Annotated in this window: 12 protein-coding genes; 2 read left to right on the top strand and 10 right to left on the bottom strand. The window is 70.4% G+C overall.

Annotated features, from left to right (window positions below; translation table 11 throughout):
* Positions 1-16 precede the first annotated feature (16 nt).
* The 9 genes from purE to mca all read right to left on the bottom strand — a co-directional run bounded on the left by purE (position 17) and on the right by mca (position 11,052).
* Entirely contained in the window at positions 17-508 is a 492-nt protein-coding gene (gene purE, locus QCZ28_RS04035) for a 5-(carboxyamino)imidazole ribonucleotide mutase (RefSeq protein WP_279515309.1), read from the bottom strand.
* Positions 509-540: 32 nt separating this feature from the next.
* Positions 541-1,716: a 5-(carboxyamino)imidazole ribonucleotide synthase gene (locus tag QCZ28_RS04030; RefSeq protein ID WP_279515246.1), complete on the bottom strand. Its 1,176-nt coding sequence runs from the start codon at positions 1,714-1,716 to the stop codon at positions 541-543.
* A gap of 122 nt (positions 1,717-1,838) precedes the next feature.
* On the bottom strand, positions 1,839-3,875 hold the full coding sequence (locus QCZ28_RS04025; RefSeq protein WP_279515245.1) for a thioredoxin domain-containing protein: 2,037 nt from the start codon (positions 3,873-3,875) through the stop codon (positions 1,839-1,841).
* A 42-nt stretch (positions 3,876-3,917) separates the two neighbouring features.
* The gene (locus tag QCZ28_RS04020) at positions 3,918-4,553 is read right to left on the bottom strand and encodes a restriction endonuclease subunit S (protein WP_279515244.1); all 636 of its coding nucleotides are present in this window, start codon (positions 4,551-4,553) and stop codon (positions 3,918-3,920) included.
* Positions 4,550-5,806 carry an N-6 DNA methylase gene (locus QCZ28_RS04015; protein WP_279515243.1) on the bottom strand — a complete coding sequence of 419 codons (1,257 nt, stop codon included), beginning with the start codon at positions 5,804-5,806 and terminating at the stop codon, positions 4,550-4,552. Before QCZ28_RS04015 ends, QCZ28_RS04020 begins: the two co-directional genes overlap by 4 nt.
* Before the next feature lie 379 nt (positions 5,807-6,185).
* Positions 6,186-6,869, bottom strand: coding sequence for a hypothetical protein (locus tag QCZ28_RS04010; protein ID WP_279515242.1), 684 nt, complete (start codon positions 6,867-6,869; stop codon positions 6,186-6,188).
* A gap of 248 nt (positions 6,870-7,117) precedes the next feature.
* Positions 7,118-9,649 carry a bifunctional diguanylate cyclase/phosphodiesterase gene (locus QCZ28_RS04005; RefSeq protein WP_279515241.1) on the bottom strand — a complete coding sequence of 844 codons (2,532 nt, stop codon included), beginning with the start codon at positions 9,647-9,649 and terminating at the stop codon, positions 7,118-7,120.
* Positions 9,650-9,828: 179 nt separating this feature from the next.
* Positions 9,829-10,122 (bottom strand): hypothetical protein, encoded by a 294-nt coding sequence (locus tag QCZ28_RS04000; RefSeq protein ID WP_030337951.1) that lies wholly within the window; start codon positions 10,120-10,122, stop codon positions 9,829-9,831.
* A 48-nt stretch (positions 10,123-10,170) separates the two neighbouring features.
* Entirely contained in the window at positions 10,171-11,052 is an 882-nt protein-coding gene (gene mca, locus QCZ28_RS03995; protein ID WP_238683187.1) for a mycothiol conjugate amidase Mca, read from the bottom strand.
* 201 nt (positions 11,053-11,253) lie between these two features.
* Between mca and QCZ28_RS03990 the strand changes: the two genes are divergently transcribed.
* Positions 11,254-11,694: a DUF4307 domain-containing protein gene (locus QCZ28_RS03990; RefSeq protein ID WP_210860908.1), complete on the top strand. Its 441-nt coding sequence runs from the start codon at positions 11,254-11,256 to the stop codon at positions 11,692-11,694.
* 157 nt (positions 11,695-11,851) lie between these two features.
* Positions 11,852-12,349 (top strand): transcription elongation factor GreA, encoded by a 498-nt coding sequence (greA, locus tag QCZ28_RS03985; protein WP_030337948.1) that lies wholly within the window; start codon positions 11,852-11,854, stop codon positions 12,347-12,349.
* 81 nt (positions 12,350-12,430) lie between these two features.
* Here the strand turns inward: greA and ilvA are convergent, their stop codons facing one another.
* Positions 12,431-13,651, bottom strand: a complete 1,221-nt coding sequence (gene ilvA / locus QCZ28_RS03980; RefSeq protein ID WP_279515240.1) for a threonine ammonia-lyase — start codon at positions 13,649-13,651, stop codon at positions 12,431-12,433.
* Positions 13,652-13,771 lie beyond the last annotated feature (120 nt).

The raw sequence follows: 13,771 nt of genomic DNA, 5'->3' as shown, positions 1-13,771 counted from the left end.
CCACGGGTCGGCTGGCTTAGCGCAGGGTGGCCTGGAGGGCGGTTTCCTTGTCCGCCACCAGCTTCTCCAGGTTCTGCTGGTAGGTCGTCATCTTGGCGCGCAGGTCCTCGTCGGTGGCACCGAGGATCCGTACGGCCAGGAGGCCGGCGTTACGGGCGTTGCCGATCGACACGGTGGCGACCGGAACCCCGGCCGGCATCTGCACGATGGACAGCAGCGAGTCCATGCCGTCGAGGTGCTTCAGCGGCACCGGCACCCCGATCACCGGCAGCGGCGTCACCGAGGCGACCATGCCGGGCAGCGCAGCGGCACCCCCGGCCCCCGCGATGATCACCTTGAGACCCCGGTCGGCGGCGTCGCGCCCGTACTCGATCATCGCGACCGGAGTCCGGTGCGCCGAGATGACCCGCACCTCGTACGTCACGCCGAAGTCGTCCATCACCTCGGCGGCGGCCCGCATGGTCGGCCAGTCCGAGTCGCTGCCCATGATCAGCCCAACCGTGCTCACTGCGGCCCTCTCGTCGTCGGCGGAATCGTCGCTCACTCCTGGCCCTCGCGCAGCCAGCGCGCGGCCCGTGCCGCCCGCGCCCGCAGGTCGTCCAGGTCGTCGCCGAGCACCGTGACGTGCCCGATCTTGCGGCCGGGTCGCACCTGCTTGCCGTACAGGTGCACCTTGGCACCCGGCTCGGCCGCGAAGAGGTGGTGCAACCGCTCGTCGATCGACATCCCGCCCGGCTCACCGCCGAGCACGTTCGCCGACACCACCACCGGGGCGGTCAACGCGGTGTCACCCATCGGGTAGTCCAGCACGGCCCGCAGGTGCTGCTCGAACTGCGAGGTCCGGGCACCCTCGATGGTCCAGTGCCCGGAGTTGTGCGGACGCATCGCCAGTTCGTTGACCACGATCGCCGGGCGACCGGCGTCGTCGCGCACCTCGAACAGCTCCACGGCCAGCAGACCGATCACCCCGAGCGCGGTGGCCAGGTCGATGGCGAGCTGCTGGGCGGAGACCGCCAGCTCCTCGTCCAGGCCGGGCGCCGGGGCCAGCACCTCCACGTTGATGCCGTCGCGCTGCACCGTCTCCACCACCGGGTACGCGGCCACCTGACCGAACGGCGAGCGGGCCACCTGCACGGCCAGCTCCCGTCGCAGCGCCACCCGCTCCTCCACGATCAGCCGGGTGCCGCCAGCGAGCAGCGTGGTTGCCAGCTCGGTGGCCTGAGCGGCGTCGTCGACCATCCAGACGCCCCGACCGTCGTACCCGCCCCGGGCCGCCTTCAGCACCACCGGCCAGCCGACCTGCTCGCCGAAGCCGACGAGGTCGGCGGGCTCCCCCACCGGCCGCCAGGCCGGGTTGGGCGCGCCCAGCTCGGTCAGGCGTTCCCGCATGACCTGCTTGTCCTGGGCGTGCAGCAGCGCGTCCGCCGGCGGGTAGAGGGGCACCCCTTCCGCGGCCAGCGTGCGGATGTGCTCGGAGGGCACATGCTCGTGGTCGAAGGTGACGACGTCGCAGCCCTTGGCGAAGGTACGCAGGGCGGCCAGGTCGGTGTGGTCGCCGTACTGGACGTCGGCGGCGACCAGCGCCGCACCGTCGTCAGGGGCGGTCGCGAGCACACGCAGTGACTGGCCGAGGGCGATCGCGGCCTGGTGGGTCATCCGGGCCAACTGGCCGCCACCCACCATGCCGACAACTGGCAGACCGGTACGGGAATCCATAGCGCGGCCAGCCTATCCGGGCCGCCGACGCGCCCACCCGGAGGGCCGGCGATCAACCTGCGCGGGCGCGGGGAGAACCAGCCGGCGGGCGGCGCCGGCGACTACCGGGCGTGGCCGTGCGGTCAGCCCAGCTCGGCAATCAGCTCCTCGACGGAGGTGACCGGCCGTTGGCAGACGAAACCCCGGCAGACGTACGCGGCGGAGCGTCCCTCGACCAGCGGACGGTCGGCGAGCAGCGGCACACCCGGCTGGTCCGGCCGCCCGGCGACAACCACCGCTCCGGGTGGGGCGTGCCGGCGGGCGGCGGTCACCAGCGGGTCGCCGGCCGGGTCGTCGGTGACCACGGCGATCTCGTACGGCCCGGAGAGCAACGCCTCGCCGACCATGGCCGCGTACCCGGTGAACCGGGGGTGCTGCCCAACGATCGGCGCGACAGTGCCGAGGGCCGCTTCGGCTGCCTCCCGGTAACGCGTCTCCCCGGTCAGCGCCGAGTACGCCACCAGCCCGGCGATCAACGCCGACCGCCCCGACGGGGTGGCGTTGTCGGTCGGGTCGGCCGGGCGGGCGACGAGCCGTTCCGCGTCGTCGGCGGTGTCGTAGAAGGCCCCACCGGGGGCGGCGAAACGCGCCAGGGCGGTGTCCAGCAGCTCGCCGGCCACGGTGAGCCAGCGGCCCTCGCCGGTGAGCTGGTGCAGGGCGCAGAAGGCCTCGGCCACACAGCCGTAGTCCTCCAGGACACCGGCCGGCTCGCCGACCTTGCCGTCCCGGGAGACACGGCGCAGCCGGCCGTCCACCAGGTGCACGGTGGCCAGGTGCTCGGCGGCCTGACGCATCGCCCCGTCGGCGACGATGGTGATGCCGTCCATCAGGTTGGCGTCCGCGTCCTGCGGGGACACGTTCCCGGCGGCGACCTGCTGGAACTCGGCGAGAGCGGTGATCGCCAGGCCGTTCCAGGCGGCCACCACCTTGTCGTCGAGGGCCGGCTGCGGGCGGGTGTCCCGGGCGGCGAGCAGCTGTCCGACCACCTGCTGCCAGCGGGCACGCACCTCGGGCGCCGCGTCGTCCACGTCCCGGGCGAGCCGCAGCACGCTCATGCCGTGTTCGAAGGTCCCCTTGTCGGTGACGGTGAACAGGTCGGCGGCGAACCGGCCGTCCTCCTCGCCCAACGCCTCGACGAGTTGGGTGGGCGTCCAGGCGTAGGTGAGCCCTTCGACGCCCTCGGTGTCGGCGTCCAGCGCGGACGCGAACCCCTGCCCCGGCCGATGCAGCTCGTCGGCGAGGAACCGGGCGGTGTCCCGGGCCACCCGGCGGGCCAGTGGGTCGCCGGTGAGTCGCCACAGCTGGGTGTAGACCCGCAGCAGCAGCGCGTTGTCGTAGAGCATCTTCTCGAAGTGCGGCACCGTCCAGTGCGCGTCCACCGAGTAGCGGGCGAAGCCGCCCGCGAGCTGGTCGTAGATGCCGCCCCGGGCCATCGCCTCGGCGGTGTGCCGGGTGATCTCCAGGCTGGTCGGGTCGCCGGTGCGCTGGTGGTGGCGCAGCAGGAAGAGCAGGTTCATGTGCGGCGGGAACTTCGGGGCCCCGCCGAACCCGCCGTTCGTGGCGTCGTACTCGCTGGCCAGCTTGGCGGCCGCGGCGTCGAGCAGCGGGGCGTCCAGCGGGGCGGTGGGGCCGCCCACGGCCTGCGCGCCGCCGATCGCCTCGACCACGGCGGCGCCCTGGCCGAGCACCGCCTCGCGCTGCTCCCGCCAGGCGGTGGCGACCGACTCGAGCAGTTGGATGAAGTTGGGTCGCGGGAAGTAGGTGCCGCAGAAGAACGGGGTGCCGTCCGGGGTGGCGAAGACGGTCATCGGCCAACCGCCCTGGCCGGTCATCGCCTGGGTCGCGGTCATGTAGACCGCGTCCACGTCCGGGCGCTCCTCCCGGTCCACCTTGATCGACACGAAGTTGTCGTTCATCAGGGCGCCGACCTGCGCGTTCTCGAACGACTCGTGCGCCATCACATGGCACCAGTGACAAGCTGCGTAACCCACCGAGATGAGCACCGGGACGTCCCGGCGCTTCGCCTCGGCGAACGCCTCGTCCGACCACTGCCACCAGTCGACCGGGTTGTCGGCGTGCTGGAGCAGGTACGGGCTGGTGGCGTCGACGAGTCGGTTCACCTGACGACCATAGCCAGCCCCGCTGCGACAGGCACGACAAAGTTACCCAGGAGGCGCGAGCCGCCCAGGGCTTTCGCCTCGCATCAGCATTCCGGCCAACCGGTCCCGGGTCCTACCTGCCAGCCGGCTCAGTGCGTCGTGGACTTCGGCCTGCTCATCCAATAGCGCGAGAGCACCGGCGACCTCTTGCTGATAGTGATGGGGCGGAAGCATGACCGGCAGGCCGGCGAGCACTGCGGCGCTGATCGACGGCACAGCCGTACCCCGGGCTCGCCGTCGCACCCACTCCTGTGCCTCGGGCAGCGCCAAGTAGTAGGCGAGGTACCGCGACACCACCTGGTACGGCCGCACTCTCATCATTCCGGTCGAGAAGAGCCACCCGTCGCAGGTTGCCGGAATCCAGGCGAGTCGACCGACTGTGCCGGTTCGGGTAACAAGGATGTCGTCTACGACGACGGTGTAGGACGCAAGGGTGGCAGCCACGTCGGCACGGACACGGCTGACGGCGTCCGTCTGGACTCGGCCGTCCCGAACGTCCTTCGGGGCAATCATGCCCACGCCATCTGGGCTCCGATCATGTGGCCGCACTGCCGCCCCCGAAGGCCCGGAGCGGATATCGGCAACGTCCCCCAGACGTGACTCTGCCCAGCCCTCAGGCACGACACCGAGCAAGCTCATCGTCCGCCGAACCCCCGAAGCATCTCGCGGACGTCGGCGTCGATTTCGGCTGCCGAATCTGTCAACCGAACCAACTCTTCCGCGAGCATCGGAAAGTCCACCTCGGAGTCATTGTCCACTGCGGACAACTCAGGCTCCACGTAGCTTTGCGGATACAGTGAATAGCCCTGCTCGGCAATGGCAGCTGCCGTGGCGGTGGCACTGAAGCCTGCGCGCGGCACGAAATCCCGGTCGGTCCGCCGGGCCAATCGCCATCGGCGATGCTCCTGTGCGATTCTCTGGATATCCTGCGAGGTCAGCTCTCGGCGCGTCCGCGTGGACATGCTGCCCAACTGCTGCGCATCGATGAAAAGCACCTCCTCGCTCCGCCCCGCGGGCCGCTGAACCAGCCACAGCGTTACCCCGATCGAGGTTTCCCGGAAGAGCTGCATCGGCAGGGCCACCACGGCGGTGAGCGCTCCGTCCTCGACGAGGGATCGCCGAATTTCCTGCTCTCGGGAGCCGAGGGAGAAAGCCGCGCCATTGGGCATGACCACACATCCCCGCCCCTGCCCGTCAAGCGATTCGACGACGATTTGCAACCAGTTGAACTCCATTCGGCGGGAGGGGCCATACCGCCGCTTCACCCCCGCGGGCTCCCGCAGCGACCCAAAGGGCGGGTTCGATACCACCACGTCGAACCGCTCGTCGACTGGTATTGCCGGCGAGGCCAGCTCCAACCTCGACACCAAGGCACTGGCACCATGCATGGCGAGGTTCATCGTGGCCAGCTCCACGAGAAACGGCTCGGGGTGCGAACCGCGTACGACGATCTGGGCTGAATCGTGGCCCCCAGCCACGCGGTCGAGTTCGACGAGAAGTTCACCGGCCCGGCAGTAAGGATCGAGACAGCGTGAACCGGCGGGAATCGGGCCGACCAGCTCCGTGATCAGCCGGGCGACCGATCGCGGCGTGAAGAACTGATAACTCATGTCATCGCCGAGCCGCTCGAGCGCATGGTCGAAGCCAGCGGTGAGAGCAGAGGAATCCGCGGCCACCGTCTCCAAGAGGTTGATTGCACGGCTCACAGCGTGCCGAACTGCCGGCTGCACGTCCGCCAGCCGCTCAGAAACCCTCGTAGATTCGGCTAGACCGGCATCAACGCACGCGTCGGCAATGCGATTGCTCAGCAAGTCCGGCCGGTCGACTGCCGCAGCGAGATGAAGCCACCCCTTCAGCGAGAATCGGCGTAGGAATACGAGCGCCAGGACCACGTGCCAATACACACCATCGCGGGTCGCCGATCGGGGCAGCTGCGCCGTGAGGCCGCCGAGCCCCTCCACCAGTCGCCGACCGCGTTCGGGTGCCGAATCTTGTCTATGAACTTTGCGTTGGGCACCGGGTTCCATACGACTGCCGTACGTGGTGCCCGGAAGTTCGTCATCGCGAAGCGCCCGTACCGGAATTGGACGTCGAGAGAGCCAGGCAGCAACCTCGTTCCGTTGGAACAACTGACCCTGAGCCGTCTCGAGCGGCCTCGGGAAGTCGGCGTACCGACGCTGCCAGTTCGTGACGGCCGGACGTTCCACGCCAGCCAGACGTGCAATGTCAGATCGAGAAACGAGACCTGGTTCCGTGCTGTCCATGCGAGCCTCAGAGGTCCGGCCGCGCTACACGCGAATGGACGTCTCGACGGCGCGCGAGGACCGCTTCGACTCGATCCAGCCCTCGGATCTCCTTTGCCAGTACGGGATCCATTGCACCCAACAGGTAATAGAGCTTGCGACGGTCGGCAGCCAGGTCACGATGGTGGATTGGTTCGTAGTGCATGATCCTGTTCCGGAGTAACCGCATCGTCTCGAACGCCGCATGCAGTTCATCCCGTCGGCCGGAGTGATGCGGGAAAGCAAGGTGCAGCGTCGGAACCCAAAGCAAGCGGTCGTATGAGGAACCACGGCGGTTGCTGAGCAGGGACACCCAGAAGCCGAAACTCAATTCGGCGACGACGTCGTCCGCTGACGGCGGCGTCAGCCCCCTGCGGCGGCACTTCAGTACGGCGTCGGTCACCAGCCGAATGCCGTGATCGGTCAGAGGGACCGTCGCCGACGCCCACCAGTCCGATCGACCGAATCGCCGGCAGAGTTGGTCATGCAACGCATTCCTGAGCGCGACTTCGAGGCAGTGCAGCGGTCCGTAGAAGGCGGCCGACACCTCGATGTTCCACCAATAGAGTTCCACCGCCTTGTCTGCGGCCTGCCCGCTCTCGGTCAGGTACGGGTTCAGTCGCGGGACGGAGAACGCCCGGCGGATCCAGTCCGGCAGGTCGTCGGCGCTCATGCTCATCACTCCGTCCGAACACGGTTACTGCGAGGGGTGGCGTGGTAGAGTCGGACATGTAAGCCCCGGGTCCGCCTCTGCTATGCATGCCGCCCGGGGCACTGCTCTGTCTGGGCAGAGTGCTAGTGCGCCTCGGCAGCACCGGCCAAGCCGGGCAGCTCCGCTTACTGCAGGGAACTTACGCCTCAGTGTCCGGTTCCGCAAGCGCACTCAGCTACGCAGAACCTGTTAACCCCCTCTGCTCGAGGTCAGGATGCGCCGTCGGCGCGGAGCCGGAACACGTTCGACTCCGCCGAGTCGCGCAGCGACCCCAGCACCGCGCCGATCTTGTCCGCCGGCATCGGCTTGAAGAAGTGGTAGCCCTGTGCGGAGGTGCAACCCAGCTCGGCCAGGGCCATCCGTTGCTCGGCGGTCTCGACCCCTTCGGCGACCACCCGTAGCCCCAGCTCATGGGCGAGGCCCACCGTCGTCCGGACGATCGCGGCGGCCTCCGGCGAGTCGGCCATCCGGATGACGAAGGAACGGTCCACCTTCAGCTCGTCCACGGCGATCCGGGTGAGGAACGTCAACGACGAGAAGCCGGTGCCGAAGTCGTCGACGGCGAGTTGTACGCCCATCGACCTCAGCGTCGCCAACACCTCGTCGATGACCTCCAGCTCGCTCATCACCACCGTCTCGGTGATCTCCAGGACGAGCCGGTGCGGCGGCACCTGGTGGCGGCGCAACGCGTCGGCGATCTCCACCGGCAACCGGGGGTCCAGCAGGCTGCGCGCCGACAGGTTGACCGAGATCGGGACGTCCAACCCCTCCCGGGCCCAGCCGGCGGCCACGCTGAGCGCCTTGTTCAGCACGTAGCGGGTGAAGGTGCCGAGCTGCTCGCTGTTCTCCACCGGCCGAATGAAGTCGGCCGGGTTCAGCCACCCCCGCCGGGGATGCTGCCACCGGATCAGCGCCTCCACCCCGGTCGGCGCACCAGTGGCCAGGTCGACCGCCGGTTGCAGTGCCAGCACCAGCTGATCGTCGACAGTCAACGCCTCACGTAGCTCGGCCAGCAGGGCGAGCTGGTCGGTGCTGGCCGCGTCGCGCGCGCCGTCGTACGCGGCGACGTTGCCGCCGCCCTCCTTGGCCTGGTACATCGCGATGTCGGCCCGACGCAGCAGCTCGGTCAGGTCAGCGGTGCCGGCGGCGGCCACCACCACACCGACCGAGACCTCGATGGACATCCGTACGCCGGCCACCTCGGTCGGTGCGGCCAGCCGCTCGGCGATCTCGCGGGCCTGGCGCAGCGCGTGGGCCATCGGGGCGGCCCGGTCGCCGAGCACCGGCACCGCCGTGAGCAGGAGGGCGAACTCGTCACCGCCGAGTCGGCCGAGCAGATCCCCGGTGCGGACCAGCGCGTTGAGTCGGTTCGCGGTCAGCCGCAGCAGCTGGTCGCCCGCCGCATGACCGAGAGTGTCGTTGACTTCCTTGAACTGGTTGATGTCCAGCAGCAGCAGCGCCACCGGGTGGTCGTGGCTGAGCTGTCGCAGCGACTGGTCGCCCCTGCTCAGCAGTGCCGCCCGGTTGGCGAGCCCGGTGAGCGGGTCGTGCACCGCGTCGTACGACGAACGGGCGGTCACCAACCGCAGCTCGCGGTGGGTTGCGGCGTCGTGCAGCGCGGCGGCGAGCGCGTCGCCGAACGCGGCCACCGCGTCGCGTTCCCGGGCGGTGGGCGGGGCCGAGCGGGGGAACCGCACCCGCAGCCGACCGACCGGCGCGGCGCCGACCGACAGCGCCCGGCTCAGCTCGTGCTCGTCCGGTTCGGACTGTTCCGGTGGGCCGGTCTCGCGGTCGACCAGTTGACCGCCGGCGTCGCCCCGGTAGCGGTGCCACCGGCCGTCGGGCCGGGCCACGTCGACGTCCACGAGTTCGGCGTTGAACAGCGTCAGCGCTCCGGTGACCGCCGCGCTGGCCACCCCCCGCTCGTCGAGCTGGTTGAGGGCCGCGGTGGCCTCGGCGAAGGCCCGCCAGGTGCGGCGCTCCTGATCCGAGCGCAGCCGGTAACGGTAGGTCTGCTGCAGCAGCCACAGCAGCGGCGGCAGCAACAGCAACCAGCGCGGGTCGAGCTCCAGCAGCGCGACCACCACGAGGCCGACCGCCACGTTGCCGACGAACATCAGCAACTTGCCGCGCAGCGCGGCGAGCAGCGGCGGCCCGATGGGCAGCCCGTGCCGCAGACCCACCGTCACGCCGCCGAGCCAGGCGGTCACCAGGAGGTACGTCACCGAACCGGCGATCACGGCCAGCGCCAGCATCGGGGTGGGCGCGGAGAGCAGCGGCCGCCCGAGCGCGGTGGTCACGGACACCGCCAGTGCCGACGCGGCGGCGAGCGACGCGGCGATCCGGACGATTTCCAGGGCCGGACGGCGGTCGTTGTGCAGTGACAGGATCGTCCAGGCCAGCCCGGTGCCGAGCAGCGTGGCGGACGGGAGCCAGCCGGCGGGGGTCAGGTAGAGGCAGACGATCAGGGCCGCCTCACCCCAGGTGATGCTGACCATACCCGCTGGCGAGCGGAACCGCAGCCGGGCGAGCTGGGCGAGGGCCAGGACGGCGACGGCGATGCCGAAGCGGGCCGGACCGCCGAGGGGGTCGTCGGCCGGCAGCCGGACCGGGAGGGTCAACCCGACCACCGCGGCGGCCAGAGCGGTCAACGTGACGGCGGCGGTGAGCACGAGCAACCGGCCCGGTGTGCCACGCACCCCGAGCCGATCGAACGGGTCGTCGGCCGGACCGGAGGTCATCGACCTCCCCCGTCAGCCGACCGACCGACGTCGCGGCGGGCGGCCGGTGCTGTGCTGGTCATCGGCGCCCCCTCCCGCACACGGCTCGGAGACTTTTGGTCCCCCCGGCGGAAGGCTAAGCCAAACCGGGTGGCCGCAACAGGGGGCGACCACCCGGTTCGGCGTGATTCATGCGCCGGCTACCCGTTCAGGTGCTGCTGGTGCCCGTTGGGAGCGGGCGTGGATGAATCCCGCCCCCCGGTCCCGTCTGTCGGATCGACGACTGACGCATCGGCCCTGGTCGGGTCGGCCGCCCCGGACTGCTGGGGGAAACGGTCCGGCAGACGGCGCAGCCGAGAGTTCATGTTGCGGATCAGCAGGATGGTCGCGGTGGCCAGCAGCAGGATGAGGAACAGGCCCATCGGCCCGGCCAGACCACCCGTGCGGGTGTCCCCGAAGTTGTTCTCCGCGAGCACCTGGGCAGCGGTCAGCATGGCGTTCCTCCGAAGTGCGGTTGGTAATCAGGGTAGCCCTGCCGGGAATCAGCGCGCGTGCGCCGTCTCCCGCACCCCCGCGAAGAGATCAGACTCGGGCAGCGGACTGTCGACCATCGAGCGGGCCAGCTCGTAATCCTCAGTCGGCCAGGCGCGTTTCTGCAACTCCATCGGCACGTGGAACCAGAAGCCGTCCGGGTCGACCTGGGTCGCGTGGGCGCGCAGCGCGTCATCGCGGACCGGGAAGTAGTCGGCGCACTCCACCCGGGTGGTGATCCGGGGGCCCTTGTCGGGCCGGTCCTCCCACCGCTTGAGCCACTCCTCGTAGGGCGATTCCAGGCCGGCGGCCAGCATGCCCTCGTGCAGCGCCATGATCTTGCCCTTGGAGAAGCCGATGTCGTAGTAGAGCTTCAGCGGCTGCCAGGGCGCGCCCAGCTCCGGGTAGCGCTCCGGGTCACCGGCGGCTTCGAAGGCGGCCACGCTCACCTTGTGACACATGATGTGGTCCGGGTGCGGGTAGCCACCCTCCTCGTCGTACGTGGTCACGACATGCGGACGGAACTCACGCATCAGCCGCACCAACGGCCCCGCGGCGACCTCGACGTCCTGAAGGGCGAAACAGCCCTCGGGCAGCGGCGGCAACGGGTCACCCTCGGGCAGGCCCGAGTCGACGAAGCCCAGCCAGGCCTGGTCGACACCGAGGATCGCCCGCGCGGCGTCCATCTCGGCCCGCCGGATCTCACCGATGTTGGCCCACACGTCGGGCCGGTCGAGCTTGGGGTTGAGCACGCTCCCGCGCTCGCCGCCCGTGCACGTCACGACCAGGACGTCCACCCCCTGAGCGACATACTTCGCCGTCGTCGCCGCGCCCTTGCTCGACTCGTCGTCCGGGTGCGCGTGCACGGCCATGAGACGCAGTTGCTCTGCCAACTTCGGCGCTCCTCGTCTGTGCCGGACGGTGGACCCGACCGGGCTCAACCGGCTGACCTGCCGGGATCTTCTCGCCGCACCCTGTCGCCGGCCAGTAGCGCCAGGCATGACCTGCCATTCCTGCCGCTGGACCGGGTGGGAGGATGGGGCTCTGTCATTCTTGCCGATGCCGCCGACAACAACGCCAGGAGATACCCGCCGGTGACCGAGACGCACGCCACAATTTCACCAGCTGCGCCGGAATTCCCGGCCGGGCGCTACGGCCGGCGTCGGGCACCGGGCGGCAAGCGCCGCCGTACGCTGCTGGCCGCGCTGGCGCTGCTGGCGCTGGTGGCGACGCTGACCGTGATCTCGTTTCGGCTCTACCGGCAGTACGGCGATCCGGTCTACGACGCCCAGGTGATCACGTACACCGACATCACGGACAAGCAGGTGCTCGTCCACTTCCGGGTGACCGTCCCGCCGGGTGGCTCGGCGGTCTGCGTGCTGCGGGCCCGGGACCGTGCCGGCGCCGAGGTGGCCCGCGAACAGGTCACCGTGACCGCCGCCCCCGGGGATCGGCACGTCACGACCCGGCACCGCCTGGCCACCACCGCGCGGCCGTTCATCGGCGAGGTCCTGCGCTGCCAATCACCGTCCTGAGCTGCCCGAACAGCACCGGAAACGCTGTCGATCGAGCGCCTACCGCGGGTGTCGGATCCGGACACCGGCGGTGATGGCCGACACCCCTGTGTCGTACCGCACTGGTAACTTGGTAGTTCACCTGTCAGCCAGCCACGCACAACTGAGGAGAACGCCTGTGTCCACTGGCAACGAGGCGCCCGCCACCTGGCTGTCCCAGGACGCGTACGACCGCCTCCAGGCCGAGCTCGACGAGCACATCGCCAACCGTCCGGCGATCGCAGCCGAGATCAACGCTCGGCGCGAGGAGGGCGACCTGCGGGAGAACGGCGGCTACCACGCCGCCCGCGAGGAGCAGGGCAAGGCCGAGGGGCGCATCCGCTACCTGCAGGAGCTGCTGCGCACCGCGAAGGTCGGCGAGGCCCCGTCCGCCGACGCGGTGTCGCCGGGCATGGTGGTGACGATCTACTTCGACGACGACACCAATGACACCGAGACGTTCCTGCTCGGTTCCCGGGAGATCGCGGCCACGACCGACCTGACCGTCTACAGCCCCGAATCCGCGCTGGGCAAGGCGATCCTGGGCGGGCGAGCCGGGCAGACCTGCACCTACACGGCGCCCAGCGGCGCCGACATCAAGGTGACGGTGGTCAGCTTCGAGCCGTTCTCCGGCTGACCCGTCGCCGACAGCGGCCGGCCGGGTTGACCGAGGCCGGCACCGAGACACCGCGTATCCGAGGCGTGGCACCTACCGGTGTCACGCCTCGGCTGCGAAGACCACCTGGTAGCCGCTGGCCCGCAGGGCGCTGATCAGCGTGTCCGAGTGTTCGACACCCCGGGTCTCCACCGACAGCGCCACCTCCACCTCGCCAAGGCCGAGGTGCGGGTTGGCCCGCTGATGCTCCACGTCGACCACGTTGGCCCGGTGCTCGGCGATCTGGCTGAGCAATGACGCGAGCTGCCCCGGCCGGTCCGAACAACGGACCGTCACCCGCAGGTAGCGACCCGCGGCGGCCAACCCGTGCTCGATCACCCGCAGCATCAGCAACGGGTCGATGTTGCCGCCGGAGAGCACGGCGACCACCGGCGTCTCCACCTCGACCACGCCGGCCAGCAGCGCGGCGACCCCGACCGCCCCGGCCGGCTCGACCACCTGCTTGCCGCGCTCCAGCAACATCAGCAGGGCCCGGGAGATGTCCTCCTCGGAGACGGTGACGATCTCGTCGACCAGCTTGCGCACGTGGTTGAAGGTGATCTCGCCGGGCCGGCCGACCGCGATGCCGTCGGCGATGGTGGCGAAGGCGGGCAGCCGGACCGGTTCCCCGGCCACCAGTGAGGGCGGGAACGCCGCCGCGCCGGCCGCCTGCACACCGATGATCCGGACGTCCGGTCGCAGTGCCTTGGCGGCGACCGCCATGCCCGAGATCAGACCGCCGCCACCCACCCCGGTGATGATCGTCTTCACGTCCGGGCACTGTTCGAGGATCTCCAGCGCCACAGTGCCCTGCCCGGCGATCACGTCGGCGTGGTCGAACGGGTGGATCAGGACCGCGCCGGTGCGCTCGGCGTACGTGTGCGCGGCGACGAGCGACTCGTCGACGGTGTTCCCGGCCAGCTCGACCTGCGCGCCGTACCCCTTGGTGGCGGCCACCTTCGGCAGCGGCGCGTTGACCGGCATGAAGACGGTGGCGTGCGTGCCGACCAGGCCGGCGGCGAGGGCCACGCCCTGCGCGTGGTTGCCCGCGCTGGCCGCGACCACGCCGCGCTCCCGCTCCGCCGCCGACAACCGCGAGATCCGCACGTACGCGCCCCGGACCTTGTACGAGCCGGCGCGCTGCACGTTCTCGCACTTGAGCCAGGTTGGCCCGCCCAGGGCCGCGCTGAGCGGGCGGGAGGGCTCCAGCGGGGTGGTGCGGGTGACCCCGGCGAGCAACTCCCGTGCGGCCCGCACGTCGTCGAGACCGACCAGTTCCGTCATGCCCCGATCGTGCCACCCGCGCTCCCCGACCAACCCACGGGCCAGGCCAACCGGGGCCCGGGCCAACCGGGGCGCGGGCCAACCGGGCGCGGGCCAACCGGGCGCGGGCCAACCGGGCGC

The organism is Micromonospora sp. DH14 (genome assembly GCF_029809455.1).
GTDB classification, from domain to species: domain Bacteria; phylum Actinomycetota; class Actinomycetes; order Mycobacteriales; family Micromonosporaceae; genus Micromonospora; species Micromonospora parva.
Note: the sequence above shows the minus strand (reverse complement) of the source record. Positions and strands in the feature narration are given on the sequence as shown.

Coding starts and splice junctions, on each gene's coding strand:
- QCZ28_RS04030 (WP_279515246.1), bottom strand. CDS start 1,716: ATGGATTCCCGTACCGGTCTGCCAGTTGTCGGCATGGTGGGTGGCGGC.
- QCZ28_RS04020 (WP_279515244.1), bottom strand. CDS start 4,553: ATGAGCTTGCTCGGTGTCGTGCCTGAGGGCTGGGCAGAGTCACGTCTG.
- QCZ28_RS04010 (WP_279515242.1), bottom strand. CDS start 6,869: ATGAGCGCCGACGACCTGCCGGACTGGATCCGCCGGGCGTTCTCCGTC.
- QCZ28_RS04005 (WP_279515241.1), bottom strand. CDS start 9,649: ATGACCTCCGGTCCGGCCGACGACCCGTTCGATCGGCTCGGGGTGCGT.
- QCZ28_RS04000 (WP_030337951.1), bottom strand. CDS start 10,122: ATGCTGACCGCTGCCCAGGTGCTCGCGGAGAACAACTTCGGGGACACC.
- ilvA (WP_279515240.1), bottom strand. CDS start 13,651: ATGACGGAACTGGTCGGTCTCGACGACGTGCGGGCCGCACGGGAGTTG.